Annotated in this window: 20 protein-coding genes; 9 read left to right on the top strand and 11 right to left on the bottom strand. The window is 63.6% G+C overall.

What is annotated here, in order from left to right; translation table 11 throughout:
• Positions 1–52: 52 nt before the first annotated feature.
• Positions 53–508, bottom strand: coding sequence for an Lrp/AsnC family transcriptional regulator (locus AWB82_RS23980; RefSeq protein ID WP_086971659.1), 456 nt, complete (start codon positions 506–508; stop codon positions 53–55).
• A gap of 112 nt (positions 509–620) precedes the next feature.
• Complete coding sequence (locus AWB82_RS23975) at positions 621–1,511, bottom strand: LysR family transcriptional regulator (RefSeq protein WP_086971658.1); 891 nt, start codon at positions 1,509–1,511, stop codon at positions 621–623.
• A gap of 163 nt (positions 1,512–1,674) precedes the next feature.
• Here AWB82_RS23975 and AWB82_RS23970 point away from each other — a divergent pair, with 163 nt between their 5' ends.
• Positions 1,675–2,190 carry a Spy/CpxP family protein refolding chaperone gene (locus AWB82_RS23970; protein WP_086971656.1) on the top strand — a complete coding sequence of 172 codons (516 nt, stop codon included), beginning with the start codon at positions 1,675–1,677 and terminating at the stop codon, positions 2,188–2,190.
• A 117-nt stretch (positions 2,191–2,307) separates the two neighbouring features.
• Positions 2,308–2,736, top strand: coding sequence for a PGDYG domain-containing protein (locus AWB82_RS23965; RefSeq protein WP_086971691.1), 429 nt, complete (start codon positions 2,308–2,310; stop codon positions 2,734–2,736).
• Positions 2,737–2,743: 7 nt separating this feature from the next.
• Here the strand turns inward: AWB82_RS23965 and AWB82_RS23960 are convergent, their stop codons facing one another.
• The 8 genes from AWB82_RS23960 to AWB82_RS23925 all read right to left on the bottom strand — a co-directional run bounded on the left by AWB82_RS23960 (position 2,744) and on the right by AWB82_RS23925 (position 10,378).
• On the bottom strand, positions 2,744–3,109 hold the full coding sequence (locus AWB82_RS23960; RefSeq protein ID WP_086971654.1) for a DUF3022 domain-containing protein: 366 nt from the start codon (positions 3,107–3,109) through the stop codon (positions 2,744–2,746).
• A gap of 51 nt (positions 3,110–3,160) precedes the next feature.
• Positions 3,161–3,952 carry a YhfC family glutamic-type intramembrane protease gene (locus tag AWB82_RS23955; protein ID WP_086971653.1) on the bottom strand — a complete coding sequence of 264 codons (792 nt, stop codon included), beginning with the start codon at positions 3,950–3,952 and terminating at the stop codon, positions 3,161–3,163.
• Positions 3,953–5,044, bottom strand: a complete 1,092-nt coding sequence (locus AWB82_RS23950) for a LacI family DNA-binding transcriptional regulator (RefSeq protein ID WP_086971651.1) — start codon at positions 5,042–5,044, stop codon at positions 3,953–3,955.
• Between the two features lie 104 nt (positions 5,045–5,148).
• Positions 5,149–6,117 (bottom strand): 2-hydroxyacid dehydrogenase, encoded by a 969-nt coding sequence (locus AWB82_RS23945; RefSeq protein WP_086971649.1) that lies wholly within the window; start codon positions 6,115–6,117, stop codon positions 5,149–5,151.
• 49 nt (positions 6,118–6,166) lie between these two features.
• Positions 6,167–7,450: an MFS transporter gene (locus tag AWB82_RS23940; protein WP_086971647.1), complete on the bottom strand. Its 1,284-nt coding sequence runs from the start codon at positions 7,448–7,450 to the stop codon at positions 6,167–6,169.
• A 44-nt stretch (positions 7,451–7,494) separates the two neighbouring features.
• Entirely contained in the window at positions 7,495–8,496 is a 1,002-nt protein-coding gene (locus AWB82_RS23935) for a sugar kinase (protein WP_086971645.1), read from the bottom strand.
• A gap of 41 nt (positions 8,497–8,537) precedes the next feature.
• Positions 8,538–9,353 (bottom strand): sugar phosphate isomerase/epimerase family protein, encoded by an 816-nt coding sequence (locus AWB82_RS23930; RefSeq protein ID WP_086971644.1) that lies wholly within the window; start codon positions 9,351–9,353, stop codon positions 8,538–8,540.
• Between the two features lie 134 nt (positions 9,354–9,487).
• Positions 9,488–10,378 carry a LysR family transcriptional regulator gene (locus AWB82_RS23925; RefSeq protein WP_086971642.1) on the bottom strand — a complete coding sequence of 297 codons (891 nt, stop codon included), beginning with the start codon at positions 10,376–10,378 and terminating at the stop codon, positions 9,488–9,490.
• Positions 10,379–10,494: 116 nt separating this feature from the next.
• On the opposite strand from AWB82_RS23925, the gene AWB82_RS23920 reads away from it, so the two are divergent.
• The 4 genes from AWB82_RS23920 (at position 10,495) to AWB82_RS23905 (ending at position 16,391) form a co-directional block, all read left to right on the top strand.
• On the top strand, positions 10,495–11,568 hold the full coding sequence (locus AWB82_RS23920; RefSeq protein WP_086971641.1) for a YeiH family protein: 1,074 nt from the start codon (positions 10,495–10,497) through the stop codon (positions 11,566–11,568).
• Between the two features lie 196 nt (positions 11,569–11,764).
• A complete protein-coding gene (locus AWB82_RS23915) occupies positions 11,765–14,698 on the top strand; it encodes a molybdopterin oxidoreductase family protein (RefSeq protein ID WP_086971639.1) in 2,934 nt (977 codons plus the stop codon).
• Positions 14,699–14,713: 15 nt separating this feature from the next.
• Positions 14,714–15,433 (top strand): 4Fe-4S dicluster domain-containing protein, encoded by a 720-nt coding sequence (locus tag AWB82_RS23910; RefSeq protein WP_086971638.1) that lies wholly within the window; start codon positions 14,714–14,716, stop codon positions 15,431–15,433.
• Positions 15,434–15,452: 19 nt separating this feature from the next.
• Positions 15,453–16,391, top strand: coding sequence for a dimethyl sulfoxide reductase anchor subunit family protein (locus AWB82_RS23905; RefSeq protein WP_086971636.1), 939 nt, complete (start codon positions 15,453–15,455; stop codon positions 16,389–16,391).
• Positions 16,392–16,413: 22 nt separating this feature from the next.
• Here AWB82_RS23905 and AWB82_RS23900 read toward each other — a convergent pair whose 3' ends face one another.
• Positions 16,414–17,655, bottom strand: coding sequence for a cystathionine gamma-synthase family protein (locus AWB82_RS23900; RefSeq protein ID WP_086971635.1), 1,242 nt, complete (start codon positions 17,653–17,655; stop codon positions 16,414–16,416).
• 191 nt (positions 17,656–17,846) lie between these two features.
• Here AWB82_RS23900 and AWB82_RS23895 point away from each other — a divergent pair, with 191 nt between their 5' ends.
• The 3 genes from AWB82_RS23895 to AWB82_RS23885 all read left to right on the top strand — a co-directional run bounded on the left by AWB82_RS23895 (position 17,847) and on the right by AWB82_RS23885 (position 21,525).
• Positions 17,847–18,581, top strand: coding sequence for a glutathione S-transferase (locus tag AWB82_RS23895; protein ID WP_086971633.1), 735 nt, complete (start codon positions 17,847–17,849; stop codon positions 18,579–18,581).
• Between the two features lie 26 nt (positions 18,582–18,607).
• Positions 18,608–19,411 carry an aldo/keto reductase gene (locus AWB82_RS23890; protein ID WP_086971632.1) on the top strand — a complete coding sequence of 268 codons (804 nt, stop codon included), beginning with the start codon at positions 18,608–18,610 and terminating at the stop codon, positions 19,409–19,411.
• Positions 19,412–19,635: 224 nt separating this feature from the next.
• The gene (locus AWB82_RS23885) at positions 19,636–21,525 is read left to right on the top strand and encodes a tetratricopeptide repeat protein (RefSeq protein ID WP_235023416.1); all 1,890 of its coding nucleotides are present in this window, start codon (positions 19,636–19,638) and stop codon (positions 21,523–21,525) included.
• Positions 21,526–21,556: the final 31 nt, after the last annotated feature.

The following is a 21,556-nucleotide window of genomic DNA, read 5'->3' as shown; positions in this document are numbered from 1 at the left end:
ATGTTTTTCGTCGTTATGACGATCGAACAATGCGATTCGTATCGATCGATGTTTAACCGGCGCGTTCGATCTTGCGCGCGAGAATGATGGACGTCGTCGTCCGTTCGACGCCTTCCAGCGCGCCGATTTCATCGAGCAGATCGTTCAGGCGATCCGGCGAATCGGCGCGCAGCCATGCCACGTAATCGAATTCGCCGCTCACGGCGCATAACAACTGAATCTCCGGCATGCGCGCAAAGCGCTTCTGCAAGTCGCGGCCGTACTTCGGCGCGAGCTTGATGCCGACATACGCCTGAATGCTCGCATCGAGCACGTCCTGACCGAGCCGCACGCCGTAGCCCGCGATCACGTTGTTTTTCTCCAGCCGCGCAATGCGCGCGATCACCGTCGTGCGCGCGACGCCCAGTTGCCGCGCGAGATTCGCGACGCTTTCCCGTGCGTTCATCTGCAAAAGCGCAATGAGATTGCGATCGATGTCGTCGAGCTGGTCGAGGCGCGGCGGTCTCATGTAGGCGTCGTCCTTGGCATTTTGTGTTCTGCGTTATGCGTTTTGAATGCCATCTGGCATTCGGCATTTTGTGTTTTGCATTATCGCCGAGACAACGCGGAACGAACGCCCGTCAGACACCGAGCTTCGTCACCATGAAATCGACGAAGCTCGCGAGCTTGGGCGTCGTGCGCGTATCGCGCGGATAGACGAGATGCACGGGCGAAGGCTTCGGCAGGAAGTCCCGCAGCACGGCGGCGAGCGCGCCGCTTCTCAATTCGTCTTCGACGAGCGCATGCGGTTGCAGCACGAGACCGAAGCCGGCGAGCGCGGCCTTTTTGAGCGCTTGCCCGTTGTTCGTGCGAAAGCGTGCGGACTGCGTGCGGCGCGCATGCATCGCCTCGTCCTCGCCTTCGAGCCGCCAGCCCGCCTCGCGACCCCGATGCACGAAACCGAGGCATTCGTGGCGCGCGAGATCGGCGGGCGTCGAAGGCGTGCCCGCGCGCGCAAGATACGAAGGCGATGCGCACACCGTCATCGCGTACGGCTTGAGCGGACGCGCGACGAAGCTCGAATCGGCGAGCGTGCCGATACGCACGGCGGCGTCGAATCCTTCTTCGACGATATCGACCATGCGGTTGGTCAGATCGAGTTCGACGCTGATCTGCGCGAACGCCGCGAGAAACTCGGTCACGGCGGGCGTGACGAACTGCACGCCGTAAGTCAGCGGCACGGTGACGCGCAATACGCCGCGCGGGGTCGCGCTCATCGATTCGGCGAGCGAATCGGCCGAGTCGACTTCCGCGAGAATGCGACGGCAGCGTTCATAATATTCGCGGCCGATCTCGGTCAGACTCTGACGGCGCGTCGTGCGCACGATGAGACGCGCATCGAGCCGCGCCTCCAGCGCCTGAAGATGCTTGCCCGCCATCGGCGCGGAGATCGAAAATCGCTCGGCTGCGGCGCTCAGGCTGCCCGCCTCGACGATGGCGACGAAAACCCGCATGCTCAACAAAGTATCCACTGCGTTTTTTCCAGAGACGTTTCGAATGTAAGCAGTTGTGGCAATGCGGCCGAATCCGCACGCAATCGTGATACTAATATCCGCCGATGGCGTGATCGTCGCGCTGCCTTTCGACGCAGCTTACGAAGCACGCCGCTCTCCATATCGATCGAAGGTAATCTGAATGAAAAGAACACTCGTTGCATTGGCCGCTTTCTGCGCATTGAGCCCGGTTTTCGCGCAGTCGTCGGCGCCCGCTGCCGCATCGGCGCCGGCCGCGCAGGCCGCTGCATCCGCACCCGCCGCCAGCAAGCGCGAGGCGCGTGTCGAGGAGCGTATCGCGCAACTGCATTCGAGCCTCAAGATCACGCCGCAGCAGGAAGAGCAGTGGTCCAGGTTCGCCGACGTGATGCGCGATAACGGCCGCACGATGGCCGATCTGTACCGGCAGCGCATCGCGCAGCGCGACTCGATGTCCGCGCTCGACGACATGAAGCAATACGAGCAGATCACGCAAGCCAACGCCGACGGCACGAAGCGGCTCGTCGAGGCTTTCGAGCCGCTTTACACGAGCCTTTCGCCCGAGCAGAAGAAACTGGCGGATACGAGCTTCCGCTCGGACCACGGCAAGGCGCATCACACTGCGCATCGTCGTCCGCATGCGGCGCCCGCGGATGCGGCTTCGACGACGAAGCCCTGAACGAGCGCAGAACCGGAAAACCCGCATCGCACGATGCGGGTTTTTTCGTGCGCGAAGGTGCATATTGACGCGAATGCCGTTACGATCCGCTCCCTCACCGTCACTCCCGATCGCACCATGCTCCATGTTTCCCAACTCGATCTCGCTACCGATCCCGCCGCGCGCCGCGTCGTGAAAGACGAAGCCGTCGCCGTCGAATTCGCGGCCGCCGCGGGCGAACTCATGAGTCTCGAAGGCCCGAACCGCTACGCAAGCGGCGACGCCATCGTCACTGCAGGCAGCGGCGAGCGCTGGGTCGTGTCGCGCGAGCGCTTCGATCCGAAGTACGTGCCCGAAGGCGGTATCGCGCACGGCGAGGCTGGCGTCTATCGCAACCGTCCGAGCGTCGTGCTCGCGAAGCAAATGCACGAGCCCTTCTCGATCGCGCGATCGGCCGCCGGCGACACGCTCACCGGCGACGCCGGCGACTGGGTCATGCAATATGCGCCGGGCGATTACGGCGTCGTGAAAGCGGCGCGCTTCGCGAAGGTCTATCGCGACGCTTGAGCCAGGCTCAGGCGAAGTCCTCGCCCATCTCGATGTCCACTTCGCGCGGCACGCTCTGGCCGTTCGCGTACATCTCTTCGAGCGAGCCGAGCGTCGCTTCCACATACGCGCGCAGCACCGCGTAGCTGCGCGAGTGCATGCGCGGCGGCAACGCGCGATATCGCGCGAGCGCGGCCGGATCGAAGCGCACGTCGATCGCGATGCGCCGCGCGCTCGAACCGAAGCGCATCGCCACGTAATGAATCACGAGCGAGGTCCGTCGCGCATCGTCGCGGCGCTCGGCAAACTGCGTCTGCTCGGGAAAGAGATCGCAAATCACATGCGCGAGCGTGTCGATGTCCGCGCTCGGGCAGTCGTATTGATAGTCGTCCATTCGATGTCGATATTCGATTGAGGCAGCGGCCCGGATGCGCCCGGAACCGGTCTATGCGCCACGCGCCGCTGCCCGCCGATAGTAGCGCACGAGCGCCACCGCGACGATCACGCCGAGCACGAGATACACGGCGTCGGCGGCGATGAGCGGCACGAGCCGCGCCTGAAAGAGCGCGGCGGGCAAGCCGACCAGCGCGTGTGCGGCGATGAGCAGTGCGAGCGCATGACGCGAACGTTCACGCAGCATTTGCCACATCAGCGCGGAAAAACCGAGTTGCAACACGAACGCACTCGCGCGCTCGACGATAAAGATGCCCGCCGACACCGGCGACAAACTCATCAGCACCAGATGGATGCGCGCGATCGCTTCGAGCGGCGCGGTCGCGAAATGCGCGTCGAGCGTGCCGCGATTCGCGAGCACCGCATAGACGATCCACTGCGCCTGCACGAGCACGCCGACGATCCACGCTTCCGCCCCGCCGTGCCCGATGCCGTAACCGAGTCCCGGTCCGTGCCGGTCGAGCGCGCCCGGCTCGCGCGAAATCATCCATTTCATCGCGAGAAAGCGTCCGACTTCCTCGCACAGGCCTGCCGCGATCGCGCCATAGATGACGAACACGGCGGGATTCATGAGCCATACCGACGTGACCGGATTGCTCAGCATGAAGCCGTGCAGCGCGCGCTCGATGACCATCGCGAAGAGCGCGAACACCGCGACGCCGAGAATCGCCTCGCGCGGCGCGATGGCGAAGCGCGGCCGCAGCTTCTTGTACAGCACGATGGGCATCGCGGCGATGATGAGCGTCGCGAGCACGAGGCTCAGCAACGTCGTAACACTGATCATTCAAATTCCTTGTGATGCGTGCTGCGTGTCGTTGGGTATCGCTCGCGCGGTGGATGCGCGCACGACGAGTTCCCCCGGCAGCAGACATTCGCGCGCGGGCATCGCGGCGCCGCCGAGACGCTCGTGGAGAAATTCGACCGCGCGCCGGCCGATATCGTATGTCGGCTGGCGGACCGCCGTCATGCCGGCGAGCTGCGCCCATTCGGAATCGTCGATCGACATCAACGCGACGCTCGCCTGCCAGTCCGCGCCGTGACGCTCTTTCAGATGCACCGCGACGCGCAGCGCGACCGGCCCGTTCGCCGCGAAGAGCGCGACGCGTTTGCCCGCTGCTTTCGCCGCCGCGACGCGCGAGTCGAGCTCCGCGAGCGCGGGCGTCGCATCGGCGAGATCGATCACGAGCGTCGAGCCGTTCGCATTGAGCGCCGCCACGGTCTCGCGAAACGCGGCTTCGCGCAGGCGCCGCGAGCTGACATGCGTGACCGGCTGCACGACGAACAGCAACTCGTCGAAACCTTCATCGACGAGATGACGCGTCGCGAGTTGCACGGCGGCCGGGTTGTCGAGCCCGACCATGTCGGTGACGAAACCTTCGACCGAGCGATCGACGAGCACGACCGGAATGCCGCCGCGCGCGAAGCCTTGCAGCAGCTCTTCCTTCACGCCGAGCGCGTTGACGATGACGCCTTCGACGCGATACGTCGTGAGCAGTTGCAGATAGCGCCGCTCCATGTCGATCTCGTTGGCCGCGTGACAGATGAGCGGCATGTAGCCGAGCGCGTGGCACGCCGACTCGACGCCTTGCAGCACTTCGACGGAATACGGATTGGTGAGGTCGGCGAGCAGCATGCCGATCAGGCGATTGCGGCCGCGCTTGAGGCCTCGCGCCATCTGGTTGGGCCGATAGTCGAGCTTGGCGATGGCCGCCTCGATGCGCTCGCGCAGATCGGGCGACAGCACGCTGATCTCGCCATTCAGATAGCGCGAAATGCTGGTCTTGCCCGTTCCGGCTTCGCGGGCGACATCGGTGATGGTGGCGCGGCGCGCGCCGAATGCGAGCGTACGGTTCGTCAGTGTGGGATCGTCGGACATAGTGGTCGTGGGCGCGCGCTTCGCCGTTAAGCGAGACGCGATGCCGTCATTATCGTGCTCCTCGCATCGCGCATGTTAGCGCATGCCCGCGCGACCCCGCGTTTTCAGCGCGCGAGCACGTCGCGATTGACGATGTTGCGCGTGAGCGTGCCGTCCAGCGCGCCGATGAGATTTTCCGCGGCGTTGCGCGCCATCGCGTGACGCGTTTCGTGCGTGGCCGAGCCGATGTGCGGCAGCGCGACGACGTTTTTCATCGCGAGCAACGGCGAATCGGCGGGCAGCGGTTCGTGCTCGAACACGTCGAGGCCCGCGCCGCGGATCGTGCCGTTTTTGAGCGCTTCGATGAGCGCGTGTTCGTCGACGGTCGGCCCGCGCGATGCGTTGATCAGAATCGCGCTCGGCTTCATCTTCTTGAGTTCATTCGCGCCGATGAGCCCGCGCGTCTCAGGCGTGAGCGGCACTTGCAGGCAGACGAAATCGGATTGCGCGAGGAGTTCATCGAGTTCGACACGCTTGGCCGCGTATTCCTTTTCCGCCTGCTCGTTCGCGCTGCGATTCGTGTAGAGCACGTTCATGCGAAAGCCGAGCGCCGCGCGCCGCGCGACCGCCCCGCCGATGCGTCCGAGACCGACGATGCCGAGCGTCTTGCCTTGCACGTCGACACCGAAGAGCGTCTCGTCGATGCTCGCCTTCCAGTTGCCTTCCTTGACCCATTCGGCGAGTTCGACGACGCGGCGCGCGCTTGCGAGGATCAGCGCGAAGACGGTATCCGCGGTGGATTCGGTGAGCACGTCGGGCGTGTGCGTGAGCACGATGCCGCGGCGCGTGAGGTCTTCCACGTCGAATTGATCGAAGCCTACGGAGACCGTCGAAAGTGCTTTGAGGCGTTTGGCGCCTTCGATCATGTCGGAGGATATTTTCACGCTCGCGCCGATGGCGCCGTCGGCATCTTTCAGCGCCGCGACGAAGGCAGCGTGGTCTTTCGGATCGACGTTCACCACTTCGGCGTGATCGCGAAGGTAGGCTTCGACATCGGTGGGCAAGGCTTTGTAGGCTACGATTTTTCGGGTCATGGTGAGATTGCTCGCTGGTCGGTGTTGTTTGGATTGTCGCCGATGAAAATCAAGAGCGCACGGCAACACCCGCACGAACCGCAGCTTGCGGCTTCACAGCCAACGTAAGCCACACAGCGAGCAGCAACGCAGCGCTCATGAACACATAGGAAGCAGCCGGCGATCCGGTCGCGCCATTCAAATACCCCACGAAATACGACCCGACGAACGACCCCAACGCACCCATGCTATTGATGAGCGCCATCGCCCCGCCAGCGACGTTCTTCGGCAACAACTCGGGCACGATCGCGAAGAACGGCCCATACGGCGCATACATCGCGGCGCCCGCGATCACGAGCAGCGCATACGATGCCCAGAAGTTCGTCGAGCCGAGCAAGTACGATCCCGCGAACGCCAGCGCGCCGATCAGCAGGAACGGCCACACGAACGCCTTGCGTGCCTGAAGCTTGTCGGAGGCCCACGAAGCCAGCAGCATCGCGACGGTCGCGGCGAGATACGGCACCGCGGAGAGCCAGCCCGTCTCGACCATGCCGAGCGTCGATCCGCTTTTCAGAATCGAAGGCAGCCACAGCACGAAGCCATAAACGCCGATGCTCCAGCAGAAATACTGCGCGCACAACTTGATCACCGCCGGCGACTTGAACGCCTCGCGATAGTTCTTCACCGGCTTGATCGCCGCCTGCTCGGCGCGCATCGTCGCATCGAGATCGTTCTTTTCCTGATCCGTGAGCCAGCTCACCTGCGCGGGCTTGTCCTTCACGATGAACCACCAGATTACCGCCCACACCACCGCGGGCGCACCTTCCGCGATGAACATGTGGCGCCAGCCGAACGAGTTCACGAGATAGCCCGATACGACCGACATCCACAGCACCGTGACCGGATTGCCGAGAATCAGGAAAGTATTCGCACGCGAGCGTTCCGACTTCGTGAACCAGTTCGCGATGAAAACGAGCATCGCCGGCATCACCGCCGCCTCGACGACGCCGAGCACGAAACGAATCGCCATCAGCGACGGAATGTTGCTCACCATGCCCGTGAGCGTCGCGCAGCCGCCCCACAGAACAAGACTCCAGAACACGAGCTTCTTCACGCTGCGGCGCTCGGCATAGATCGCGCCCGGAATCTGGAAGAAGAAGTAGCCGAGGAAGAACAACGCGCCGATCAGCGACGACAGTCCCTTGCTGATGCCGAGATCCTGATTGATGCCCGCGGCCGCCGCGAATCCGTAGTTGGCGCGGTCAAGATAAGCGAGGCTGTACGTGATGAACACGATCGGCATGATCGCCCACCAGCGGCGCACGGCCAGCGTGGGAGTGGAAGAACTTTGCATGGTTGTCTCCGAACGCAATTCGGTTGAATCCCGGTTGGTGGCTTTCAAGCCAGATCGAATGCGGCTTTCGCCGTCTTGTCGTTTGAATCCTGCGCTTCGAGCAGATCGAGCGCGGCGCGCGTCGGCAGGCCTTCGCTGTCGCCGATCACCTGAATCGCCAGTGCGCCGATGCGGTTGCCGCGCGCGATCGCGTGGCGCACGTCGCGTCCTTCCAGCAGTGCGCTCACGACGCCGACCGCGAAGCCATCGCCCGCGCCGACCGTATCGACGACATCCTGGACCGGCACGCCCGGCACGATGCCTTGCTCGCCGTCCGCCATGCGGAAATACGCGCCGTGCGCGCCCAGCTTGACGACGACGCCTTTCGCTCCCCGGTCGAGATAGAACGCGGCGATGTCCTCCGGCTTCGCGTAGCCCGTCAGCGTCAAACCTTCCGACACGCCCGGAAGAACCCAGTCGGCCAGCGCGGCGAGCGCGTTGAGCGATTCGGCCATCGCCTCTCGCGACGGCCACAGCGTCGGGCGCAAGTTCGGATCGAACGAGATCGTCTTGCCCGCTGCACGCATTTCGCGGGCCATGTGGAAGGCGAGTTCGCGCGAGGTCGCCGAGATCGCGGGCGCAACGCCCGTCAGGTGCAAATGACGCGCGCCGAGCACGTAATCGGCGGCGTAATCGCCGAGCGAAAGGTGGCTCGCGGCCGAACCTTTACGGAAATATTCGACAGCCGGATCGCTGCCGTCGTCGCACTTGCCCTTGAGCTGGAAGCCGGTCGGATAACGATCGTCGATCGTCACGCGGCGCGCGTCGATGCCTTCGGATGCGAGCACGTCGAGCACGTAGCGGCCGAACGAATCGTTGCCGACGCGGCTCATCCAGCCCACCTTGAAGCCGAGGCGCGACAGTCCGATCGCGACGTTCAGGTCCGCGCCCGCGACGCGCTTCGTGAATTGACCGGCCTTCGCGAGATCGCCGGTGACGGCCGCGACGAACATCGTCATCGCTTCGCCGTAGGTGACGACGTCGAGGGCGTAAGGCGTGGCTTGCATGTCGACTCCTTCAGATGAATGCTGAATGCAAAATGCGTAATTCAAAATGCCGCGATTCGTGCGACCTGGCGCGCGGCGTCGGCATCGAGCGAAACGTCCGCGCCGGGAATGAACGGATATTCGATACCGCGCGGCACGGCGTCCGGCAACTGTGCGAGCAGCGTCGCGAAACGCGCGTCGCCGTTCGCGGGCGCGGCGGCGAAACGGCGCGCGCCCTCGCCCATCACCGACTTGCAGTGCACATAGCCGACGTGCGGCGCGAGGCGCTTCGCCGCGTCGAGCGGATCTTGCTCCGCCCAGTGCCAGTTGCCGGTGTCGAAAGTCATCGCGAGGCCGCTTTGCGCGGGCAGCGCCGCGAACAGCGCATCGAACGCGCCGATCGTGCCGCCCGCCTTCAGTTGCCCGTTCTCGACGACGACGCGCGCGCTCGATGCGGCGATTCCCGACATCAGACGGTCGAGCGTCGCCGGATCGGTTGCGACGCCGCGCTCCGTGCCGCCCAGTTGCAGCTTGACGATGCGCGCGTCGAGCGCCGACGCCTCGTCGATGGCGAGCCGAAGCGCGTCGAGGTCGAGCGAGCCGTCGTCGCGAAAAAGCGTCGCGGGCGTCGAATAGACGGCCCACAATCCGTGCGCGCGAATCCGTTCGCCCAGTTGCGCGAGCGCGTCGGACTGCGCATCGGCTTCGCTGCCGAATAATTCGCGACGCACTTCGAAGCCGTCCGCGCCCGCACGCGCCGCGGCGGCGGCCCAGACTGCGTGGCCGTCGCGTCGGATTGCGTCCGCGCCGAACGCGCTCGCGACGATTACGATCTCGGGGCGCTTCTCATGAATCCGGGAACACTCGCTCACTTGCATCTCGCTGTCTGTTTTGGCACCAAAATCTCTGCTGGAACCGGTTCCATAAACGATTTTCAAAAAGGACGCCGAAGCGCCCGTGTCGTGAACGAATGGTGCGTCAGACCGCCATCGACGCGCCATAGTGGAATTCCCTAGCCGAGCAGACCCGGCTCCTCGCACAACTCCAGGAAGCGCGCGGCGACGCGCGACGGCGTTGCCGCGTGCGGCAGCAGGATCGAAAAACGACGCGTGAGCGGCTGCGGCGCAATACGCACGCGCTGCAACGCGCTGTCTTCGTGACGAATCGACATCGCCGAGACGAAGCCGATGCCCATGCCCGCGCGCACCGCCTCCTTCACGCCCTCCACGCCCGCGATTTCCAGCGCGACGCGCATGGGCGCGCCGGAGTCGGCGAACGCACGCTCGATGATCTGGCGCACGCCGGAGCCGGGCTCGCGCAGCACGAGCGGATGCTCGCTGAGTTGCTCCAGCGTGACGGCGTCGCGCCCGTCGGCGAGCGTATGGCCGTTCGGCAGGATTGCGACGATCTCGTCCTCGCGCCACGACGTCACGGTGGTGCCGAGCGGCAGATCGTGCCCGGGCGCGCCTTCGACCAGCGCGATATCGAGCGAGCCGAGCGCCGCGACGATATCCGCGGTATTCCCGTCGATGGTCGTCACGACGACTTCCGGAAAGCGCTTGTGAAACGCCGCGATCAGATACGGCAACAAGTAACTCGCCGGCGTCGTGCTCGCACCGATGCGCAACGTGCCACGCTCCAGCCCGCGCAACGCGTCGCGCAGCGCGTGCGCAGCGCGGAACGTCTCGCGCAGGCGCTCCGCATGGCCGAGCAACTGCTCACCGGCGGCGGTCAGGCGCACGCCGCGGCCATCGCGTTGATAAAGCGGCTCGCCGAATTCCTCCTGCAAGAGCCGCAACTGCCCGGACACGGCGGGCTGCGACAGATGCAGCGCCACCGCCGCCCGGCTGATGTTGCCGTGCTCCGCGACCGTCGCGAAAGTTATCAGTTGTTCCGGGGTCATTTCTCTTAAATATCAGGTTATCCGATAGTTCACATTCTAAATCACGATTTTTCATATTGATATATCGGGAATAGGATTAGCCCATCGAGTCATCCAACATTTCAACGGGTTCATCCATGTCCACGGTTCAGTCCGCTCAATCCCTGGCGCCCGCCGCGTCCTCCACGCGCGGACAGCTCAACGGCATTCTCTTCGTCGCATTGTTCGCAGCGGCCGTCACGCGCCTCGCCTCACTGCCCGCCATCGCCGGGCTCGGCATCAGCCCGTTGATCGTCGGCATCGTCGCGGGCGCGATCTACGGCAACGCGTTGCGTCACGGCATGCCGGATAGCTGGGCCGCCGGCGTCAACTTCTCCGCGCGCAAGCTGCTGCGCATCGCGGTCGCGTTCTTCGGGCTGCGCGTGAGCCTTCAGGAGATCGCGCAAGTCGGCATGTCGGGATTCACGGTGTCGGTGCTGGTCGTGGTCAGCACGCTCGCGATCGGCACGTGGGCCGGCATGAAACTGATGAAGCTCGATCGCGATACCGCCCTTCTCACGGCGGCCGGTAGCGCGATCTGCGGCGCGGCGGCGGTGCTCGCGTTCGAATCGACGCTGCAATCGAAGCCGCACAAGAGCGCGATGGCCGTCGGCAGCGTCGTGCTGTTCGGCACGCTCTCGATGTTCCTCTACCCGCTCGCGCTCAACGCCGGCTGGCTGCATCTCGATACGCTCGGCGCGGGGCTGTTTTTCGGCGGCACGATTCACGAAGTGGCGCAGGTCGTCGGCGCGGCGAGCAATGTGAGCCCGGAAGCGACGCACATCGCGACCATCGTCAAGATGACCCGCGTGATGCTGCTGGTTCCCGTGCTGCTCGTGATCGGCTTCTGGATCAACCGCTCGCGCAACGCGTCGGCAGAAGGCGCGGCGCAGGGCAAAGGCAAGATCGCGGTGCCCTGGTTCGCGCTCGGCTTTCTCGCGCTCGTCGTCGTGAACTCGCTGAACGTGCTGCCCGATGTCGCGACGAGCACGATTAACACGCTCGACACCTTCGCGCTCACGATGGCCATGACCGCGCTCGGCATGGAAACGCGCATCGCGCAGATTCGCCAGGCCGGCCCGCGCGCGCTTGCCACTGGCGCGATCCTGTACGCGTGGTTAGTCTTCGGCGGTCTTGCGATCACGCTCGGCGTCGAACGTCTCTTCGGCTGACCGGTTGCACCGAGGTCTGCTCACCTATAAAACGGCCATGCGAACGCTCGAAATCGACACTATTGCAATGCAGCCGGGCTCGGCCCTTCCCGATGACCGAATTTTTAGTCACGGATGACCGTTTTGTATGTGAGCAGACCCTAAGTACCTCGCGCGAGCGTCCCCTCGCGCGACATCGCTTTTTGAAGGAGCACTCATGGAACACGGCGCTCGCACCCAGAACGAGAAGCTCGATGTCAAGACCACGACGTGCTACATGTGCGCGTGCCGCTGCGGCATCCGCGTGCATCTGCGCGACGGCGAAGTCCGGTACATCGACGGCAATCCGAACCATCCGCTCAATCAAGGCGTGATCTGCGCGAAAGGCGCGTCGGGCATCATGAAGCAGTACTCGCCCGCGCGTCTCACGCAACCGCTGATGCGAAAACCCGGCGCACTGCGCGGCGAAGCGCAGTTCGAGCCAGTCACATGGGACGTCGCGCTCGATACGCTCGAAAAACGTCTCGCGCATCTTCGCGCCACCGATCCAAAGAAATTCGCGCTGTTCACGGGACGCGACCAGATGCAGGCGCTGACCGGCCTCTTCGCGAAGAATTTCGGCACGCCCAATTACGCGGCCCACGGCGGCTTCTGCTCGGCGAACATGGCCGCGGGCATGATCTATACGATCGGCGGCTCGTTCTGGGAATTCGGCGGCCCGGACCTCGATCGCGCGAAGCTCTTCTTCATGATCGGCACGGCGGAGGATCATCACTCGAATCCGCTCAAGATCGCGCTATCGAAGTTCAAGCGCGCGGGCGGGCGCTTCATCGCGATCAATCCGATCCGCACGGGTTACGCGGCCATCGCCGACGAATGGATGCCGATTCGCCCCGGCACCGACGGCGCGCTTTTCATGGCGCTGATCCACGAGCTGATCGCCGCCGATGCCTACGATCACGAGTTCGTCACGCGCTACACGAACGCGGCCGAACTGCTCGACATGAACGAAGCGAGCGACACCTTCGGCCTGTTCGTGAAAGACGGCGACGCGCCCGAGCGCAATGCGCTCTTTCCGCAAAATCATCTGTGGTGGGACACGTTGACGAATCGCGCGGTCGCGCATCATGCCGACGACGCCGCGCCCGCGCTCGATGGCCGCTATACCCTCGACGACGGCACGCCCGTCGCGCCCTCCTTCGCGTTGCTGCGCGAGCAGGCGGCGTCGTGCACGCCGGAATGGGCCGCCGAGATCACCGGCATTCCCGCCGCGACGATCCGGCGCCTCGCCGACGAGATGATCCAGGCGAGCCGCGATCACAAGATCACGCTGCCGATCCAATGGACCGATTGCTGGGGCAAGAAGCACGACACGGTGACGGGCAACCCGATCGCCTTTCACGCGATGCGCGGGCTCGCCGCGCACTCGAACGGCTTCCAGTCGATCCGCGCGCTCGCCGTGCTGATGTCGCTGCTCGGCACGATCGACCGGCCGGGCGGTTTCCGTCACAAGTCGCCGTTTCCGCGCGCGGTGCCGCCGTCCGCGAAACCGCCGAATCATCCCGATCAGGTCAAGCCGAACACGCCGCTCGCAAGCGGCCCGCTCGGCTGGCCCGCCGCGCCCAGCGACTTGTTCATTCACGATGACGGCACGCCGGTGCGCATCGACAAGGCGTTCTCGTGGGAGTATCCGCTCGCGGTGCACGGCGTGATGCACAGCGTCATCACGAACGCGTGGCGCGGCGATCCGTATCCCATCGACACGTTGATGATCTTCATGGCCAACATGGCATGGAATTCGTCGATGAACACGATGGAAGTGCGCAAGATGCTCGCCGACAAACACGAAGACGGCGAGTACAAGATTCCGTTTATCGTCGTGTGCGATGCGTTCCAGTCGGAGATGACCGCGTTCGCCGATCTCATCTTGCCCGACACGACTTATCTCGAACGCCACGACGCTATGTCGATGCTCGATCGCCCGATCTCCGAGTTCGACGGTCCGGTCGATTCGGTGCGTGTGCCGGTCGTGCCGCGCACGGGCGAATGCCGGCCGTTTCAGGAAGTGCTCGTCGAACTCGGCAGCCGGCTTAAGCTGCCTGCGTTCACGACGCCGGAAGGCACGCGCAAGTATCGCGATTATCCGGACTTCATCGTCAACCATCAGACGTCGCCGGGTTCGGGCGTCGGATTTCTGATCGGCTGGCGCGGCAAGGACGGCCGCGATGCGCTCGTCGGCGAGCCGAATCCGAATCAGTGGGAAGAGTACGCCAAGCACGATTGCGTCTATCACTACACGCTGCCTGAAGAACTGCAATATATGCGCGGCCAGAACGGGCCGTATCTGCAATTCGCCGTCGACAAGGGCTTTCGCAAATTCGACGAGCCGATCCTGATCCAGCTTTATTCCGACGTGATGCAGAAGTTTCGCCTCGCCGCGCAGGGACGCACGAAAGGCAGGCAGCCGCCTGACCATCTGCGCGCGCGCATCGAGCAATATTTCGATCCGCTGCCGTTCTGGTATGCGCCGCTCGAACTCGATACGACCGATCTCGCGCAGTATCCGCTCGCGGCCGTCACGCAGCGCCCGATGGCGATGTATCACTCGTGGGACTCGCAAAACGCGTGGTTGCGGCAGATTCACGGCGAGAACCTGCTGTTCATGAATCCGCGCATGGCGAAGGCGAACGGCATCGAAGACGGCGGCTGGATCTACGTCGAATCGCAATGGGGCAAGGTGCGCTGCATGGCGCGTTATAGCGAAACGGTCGAGCCGGGAACGGTGTGGACATGGAACGCGATAGGCAAGGCGTCGGGCGCGTGGAGCCTCGGTCCCGACGCGAACGAATCGCAGCGCGGCTTCCTGCTCAATCACCTCATCACGGATGAGCTTCCGGCGTCCGGCCGCGAAGGCACGCGCTTCTCCAACTCCGATCCGATCACGGGACAAGCCGCGTGGTACGACGTTCGCGTGCGCGTTTATCCCGCTGAAGCCGACGCGCGCCACACGCTGCCGCAATTCGCGCCGATGCCTCCGGCGCCCGGCATGACGGGCTCGATCCAGCGCGTCGTGCAGACGTACTTCGCCGGACGCGGCGAGTTCGCGGCGCGTCTGCGCAATGCCGTCAAGCGAAACACGGATAACGGATAACTGAAGGAGACCAGCATGACTCAAATGGCCCTCGTGATCGATCTGAACGTCTGCGTCGGATGCCACGCCTGCGTGACGAGCTGCAAGGAGTGGAACACGTCCGGCGAAGCAGGCAGTCTCGCGGATCAGCGCCCCTACGATGCCGATCCGTCCGGCACCTTCTTCAACCGCGTGCAGACCTATGAAGCGGGCGAATTTCCGCTCGCCGATACGATCCACTTCCCGAAGTCGTGTCTGCACTGCGAAGATCCGCCGTGCGTGCCCGTCTGTCCGACCGGCGCGAGCTACAAGCGCAAGGAAGACGGGCTCGTGCTCGTGGACTTCGACAAGTGCATCGGCTGCAAGTATTGCGCGTGGGCGTGTCCCTACGGCGCGCGCGAGCTCGACGAAGAGCGCAAGGAAATGACGAAGTGCACGCTGTGCGCCGATCGCATCTACAACGAGGCGTTGCCCGAGCGCGATCGCAAGCCGGCGTGCGTGCTCGCGTGTCCGACATCGGCGCGACTTTTCGGCGATATCCACGATCCGGAGTCGGTCGTGTCGAAGGCGATCGAGGAACGCGGCGGCTATCAGCTCATGCCCGAATGGGAGACCAAGCCCGCGAATCATTATTTGCCGCGGCGTCCCGTGAATACGTGCGGCGACGGCGGTTCGTGCGGATGCAAGTCTCAAGAGACTGAAGCGCCCGAAGCACACGGCCAACTGAATCTCGCGGCGATGGCCGTGCGCGTCTGAACTTTCATCGGAGTCGAATATGAAACCCGCGTTTTCCGTCGTGTTTCTCACGACATTGAGCGGCGCCGCGCAAGGTTTGCTGATCGCGCTCGTCGGTGTCGAAGTGTGCGCGAGGCTCGGTCTGATCGAAACGCCATCGCAGATGCTCTTTATCGTCGGCGCGGCGTTGTCGGTCGTGCTCGGCGGACTTGGGCTCGTCGCTTCGTTCTTTCATCTCGGACATCCCGAGCGCGCATGGCGCGCGATCGCGATGTGGCGCACGTCGTGGCTTTCGCGCGAATGCCTGTGCCTGCCCGCGTTTCTCGCGTGCGCTGCGTTGTACGGCGTCGCGCATTGGCTGGGCACGCCGTGGTCGCTCGCCATCGGCCTGATCGGTGTGATCGCGTCGGCGGCGCTCTTCGTCTGCACCGCGATGATCTACGCTTGCCTGCGCTTCCTGCAGGAATGGGCGACGCCGCTCACGATGGTCAACTTCGTGCTGCTCGGCTGCGCGTCCGGATTCACGCTCGCGACCGCGTGCGCCGCGTGGCTCGCGCCCTCGCTCGCGGCGGGTCTTGCGGCTTGCGCATGCACGCTGACGCTCGCGGGATGCGCGACGCGTGTCGCCGCGTTGAAGCGCAACGCGAAGCTGCGGCCGAAATCGACCGTGCAGAGCGCGACGGGCATCAAGGGGCCGAACGTCGTGCAGAAATCGCGCGGCTTCACGGCGGGCGCGTTCAATCTGCGAGAGTTCTTTCACGGCCAATCGGCGCAAGCGATCGCGCGCATCAAGTGGACGTTTCTCGTCGGTGCGTTCGGCGTGCCGTTCGTGCTGATGCTGCTCGGGATCGGCGCGCAGTCCGTCGCGCTGTTCTGCCTTGCTTGCGTGACGCAATATCTGGGACTCGTCGCCGAGCGATGGTTTTTCTTCGCCGAAGCGCGGCATCCGCAGAATATTTATTACGCGCGGGCTTCGTAAAGTTACGAGCCACGCCCTTCCATCACACCGCGAGCTTCAGCGCCTGCTCGAAATCGGCGATCAGATCGTCGGTATCCTCGATGCCCGCGGAAAGCCGCAGCATGCCGTCCGAAATGCCCATCGACTTGCGCACTTCGGGGCCGGCTTCGAAGAAGATCGTCGGCGCGACGGGAATGATCAGCGTGCGCGTGTCGCCGAGACCCGTCGCCTTGACCGGCAACTGCAGCGCGTTGACGACTTCGATCATGCGATCCGCGTTACGCAATTCGAACGAGAGCAGCCACGACGCGCCCTTGAACAGCGCCCGCGCGGTCTCGTATTGCGGATGACTCTTCAGCCCCGGATAAAACACGCGCCCGATGGCCCCGTGCTGCTCCAGAAACTGCGCGAGCGCCAGCGCGTTTTCGCTGCATTTCGCGACGCGCAGCGCGAGCGTTTCCGCGCCCATCGCGATCGAATGCGCCTGCTCCGAGGAAAGCGACGCGCCCATGTCGCGCAGCCCTTTCTTGCGAATCTGCAGAAGCCCTTGTTCCTTCGGCGGCGACTTGCGGTATTCATCGGCGATATTCGGATACGCGCTCCAGTCGAAGAGACCCGTGTCCGTCACCGCGCCACCGAGCGCCGCGCCGTGACCCGCGATGGTCTTCGTCAGCGAATTGACGACGAGACTCGCGCCGACCGCCTTCGGGCGGAACAGTGCCGGCGACGTGATCGTGTTGTCGACGACATACGCGAGGCCGCGCTCGCGGCACAGCGCGCCGATGCCTTCGAGATCGGGAATCTGCGTGCCCGGGTTCGCGATAGTCTCGACGAAAACCATGCGCGTGTTCGGCTTGATTGCGTCCGCGACGTTCTCGGCGGACGTGGCGTCGACCATCGTCACTTCGATGCCGAGCGTGCGCAGCGTGCCGAACAAACTGTTGGTGTTGCCGAACACGTAGCGGCTCGACACGAGATGGTCGCCCGCGCGCAGCAAGGTGAGGAAAATGGCCGTCAGCCCGGCCATGCCGGTGCTGAAGCAGATCGATCCGACGCCCTCTTCGAGGCTCGTGATCTTGCGCTCCAGCGCGGCCGTCGTGGGCGTGCCCTGGCGCGCGTAGTTGAAGCCGCCCTTCTTCGTGCCCTGAAAGACGCCGATCAGATCCTCCACGCGCTCGAATCCATACTGGACCGATGTGTGGATCGGCTGACGCACGCCGCCGTGCTCGCTGCCCACGCTTCTGTCGCCGTGAACGATGCCTGTGGTGAAGCCTTGCTTGTTCATCCCTTCTCCGCTTCGAGTCGAATCGCAAAACATCGATTTTGCACGATTCGCGCCGATTCATGGCGTCGCCGCGAAACGGGAACGCGTGTTGCTCGCCGATTCCTTCGTCCGCGCTTTACGTCGCATCATCTGAAGAGCGCACACTCTCATCTCGCCGCGAATGCGGCATCCCCGACGAGGAGCCCTTTCTCATGGCTTACGAACTCTATTACTGGGACGGATTGCAAGGACGCGGCGAATTCGTCCGGCTCGCGCTGGAAGATGCCGGCGCGCCATACATCGACGTCGCCCGCGAAACGAAGAAAAGCGGCTACGGCACGGACGCGATGATGAAAGTCCTGAACAGCAAGACGGAGCCGCATATTCCCTTCGCTCCGCCGTTCCTGAAAGACGGCGAGTTGATCGTGCCGCACGTCGCGAACATTCTCTTGTATCTCGGGCCGAAGCTGAAACTCGCGCCGAAGGACGAAGGCCTGCGCCATGTCGCGCACGGCTTGCAATTGACGATCGCCGATTTCGTCGCCGAAGTGCACGACACGCATCATCCGCTCGCGACCGATCTCTATTACGAGGATCAAAAGGACGCGGCGAAAATTCGCACGCGGAATTTTCTGGACAAGCGCGTGCCGAAGTTCATGAACTACTTCGAGCGCGTGCTGAAGCAAAATCCGCACGGCGACACGCAGATGATCGGCAATACGACGACTTACGTGGATCTGTCCATCTTCCAGATCGTCGATGGTCTGCATTACGCGTTTCCGCGCGCGATGAAGAAGTTCGGCGCGCTGTATCCGCGCGTCGCGGCGATTCACGACGCGGCGCTGCAACGGCCGAACATCGCGGCTTATGTCGATTCGGAACGGCGCATCCCTTTCAACGAGTCGGGCATTTTCAGGCACTATCCCGAACTCGATCAGGACGCTTGAAACCTCAACGTTAAACAGGAGCCAGCATGGTAGAAACGATTCCTTCATTCGGTCTCGGCACGTTTCGCGTCGATGCCGCGAAGACCACGAACGCCGTGAAGAGCGCGCTGCAGATCGGCTATCGTCATATCGACACGGCGCAGTACTACAACAACGAGGCGGCCGTTGGTCAGGGCGTGCGTGAATCGGACGTGCCGCGCGACGATATCTGGGTGACGACGAAGGTCTGGTGGGAGCGGCTTTCCCGCGACGCGCTCGTCGCGAGCCTGAAGGACAGTCACGCGAAGCTCGACATCGGCACGATCGATCTCGCGCTCGTGCACTGGCCGTCGCCCGACAGCGCGGTGCCGATAACCGAAACGCTCGCGGCGATGCAGGAGGCGCAGAAGCTCGGTTTGATCCGTCATTACGGCGTGTCGAACTTCACCGCGCCGCTGCTCGAAGAAGCGCTGAATGCGCCGGGCGGCAAGGAAATTGTCACGAATCAGTTCGAAGTGAGTCCGTTTCTCGCGAACCGCAAGCTCGTCGAAGCGACGCAGCAGCTCGGCGTGGAAGTGACCGCCTATATGCCGCTTGGCGAAGGCCGCGCGCATACGGACGCGACGCTCAAGGCGATCGCCGACAAGCACAAGGCGACGCCCGCGCAAGTGACGTTCGCGTGGCTGCTGGCGCGCGATATCGTGGTGCTGTCGGCATCGACGAATCCGGAGCATCAGAAGGCCAACTGGGACGCGCAGAAAATCAAGCTCGATGCCGACGACATCGCGAAAATCGATGCGCTCGACGAAGGCAAGCGCCACGCGAATCCGCCGTTCGCGCCAAAGTGGTAACACTTTGGGAAACGTGAGCTTGCCCCGTGGTTTGTTTTGGGGCAGGCTTTTCGTTCATTTCATAAACCTCGACTACGCAGCGCTGTGCATTCCGAGTGCGCCTTCGAGCTCCTATAGAATGCATCGATGGGCAATTTTTCGCGCACCCGAGAGAAACTCGGTGTCGATTCAGAATGGACAAAACTGTAAACAATCTTAATGACGGTGCTCAGGAATCCTTTGAGTTGGGCGTAGAGGCACACTCGAACGGAGATAAATCCCGAGCCGAAAGCCACTATCGCCGGGCAATCGAATCGGCGCCCGGTCACGCGGCGGCGCTGAACAATCTCGGCGTATTGCTCGAAGAATCGGGGCGACTGGACGAAGCAGAACAACTCTATCGGCAAGCAATATCCGCAAGGCCCGATTATGTCGATGCCCTCAACAATCTTGCCGCGCTGTACGGAGCGCGCGACCGGTTCGCCGAATCGGAAGCGGCGCTCGGGCAAGCGCTCTCGATCGAGCCGGAAAATGTCACCGCGCATCGACAACTGGGCGACGTGTTCGCGCAGACCGGCCGCCCGACCGAAGCAGAGAAGCAATTCCGCCATGCGCTGCTAGGCGGCGACGACGGTGTAACGTTGCTCAAACTGGCGTTGCTTCTGGAAGGACAGAAGCGCCTCGCCGAATCCGAAGCGCTCTATCGGGAAGCGCTCGCCGCTCGGCCCGGACTGGTGAACGCGCATATCCGCCTGGCCATGCTTCAGCAAAGCGACAACCGGCTTGACGAAGCGCAATCTCACTTTCGTCAGGCGCTCGCGCTGGACCCGAATCAACCTCAAACATTGTGTGGTCTCGGATCGCTCCTGGACAAAATCGGCCGCACTGAAGAGGCGCAAGCGTGTTTCCGTCAGGCGCTCGATGTCGATCCCGGCTTCCTGAACGCCTGGGGAAATCTCGGCATTTTGTGTCACGCGGCCTCGAAGTATGAGGAAGCGGAGCAGTGTTATCGCCGGACGCTCGACATCGACCCGTCGTCGATCGAAGGCCTGAACAATCTCGGGCGCGTGCTCGAAGACGCGCATCGCCTGGGCGAGGCCGAGCAGTGCTTCCGGCAGGTTTTGTCTATCGATCCGGCGAGAATCCCGACGCAACTGAATCTCGCTCTCGTGCTCCTCAAAGCAGGACGCTACGAGGAAGGCTGGCCGCACTACGAATCGCGCTACGCGCAATCGTCGTTCTGGGGCGAAACAGGCGCGCTCTCAGCCCCGCCGCAGGTCGCATTTCCGCAATGGGAAGGAGAATCGCTGGCGAACCGTTCCTTGCTGATCTGGCCCGAGCAGGGTTTCGGCGACAGCCTGCAGTTCGCCCGATATTTTCCGCTGCTGAAGGCACGCGGGCTGACCCGGCTCAGCGTCGCGTGCCCGTCCGCGCTTGCGCGCCTGTTCCAGGAAATCGACGGTGTCGATGAATGCATCGTCACGGACAAGCCACACGAGATCGCGCCCCACGACTTCTGGTGCTTCACGATGAGCGTGCCCATGCATCTCGGCACGACACTGGCCTCCATTCCTGCTTCCGTGCCCTACCTTCACGCGCCTCGGGCCGCCGTCGATCGTTGGGCGGGACGACTGCCGCGCGCCGGCCTCAAGGTCGGACTGGTTTGGGCGGGAGACCCACGACCACAGTTATCCGACGCTCACGCAACGGACCGCCGCCGGTCATTGAACGCGCAAGCGTATCTGCCGCTGCTGCGCATTCCCGGCATCACGTTCGTCAGCCTTCAGAAGGGAGCAACGACGCAGCCGCAACTTGCGTCCCTGCCGGAAACGTTGCGCCCGCTCGACTTCATGAACGAAGTCGCCGATTTCGCCGATACCGCCGCGATCATCGAACAACTGGATCTGATCATCACGGTCGATACCTCGGTCGCCCATCTGGCGGCGGGGTTGGGCAAGCGTGTGTGGATTCTGTCTCGATTCGACGGCTGCTGGCGTTGGCTGCAAGGCCGGGACGATTCACCGTGGTATCCGAACGTACGCCTTTTCCGGCAGACGCGCCCCGGTGAATGGTCCGACGTCATCGAACGCGTGGCGGGCGAACTGGAAAAAATCGATCCGATTCGGATAGCTTGATGCGTGTACGGCGGCGTCGCGCTGAGTTCGA

The organism is Caballeronia glebae, from assembly GCF_001545035.1.
GTDB classification, from domain to species: Bacteria; Pseudomonadota; Gammaproteobacteria; order Burkholderiales; family Burkholderiaceae; genus Caballeronia; species Caballeronia glebae.
Note: the sequence above shows the minus strand (reverse complement) of the source record. Positions and strands in the feature narration are given on the sequence as shown.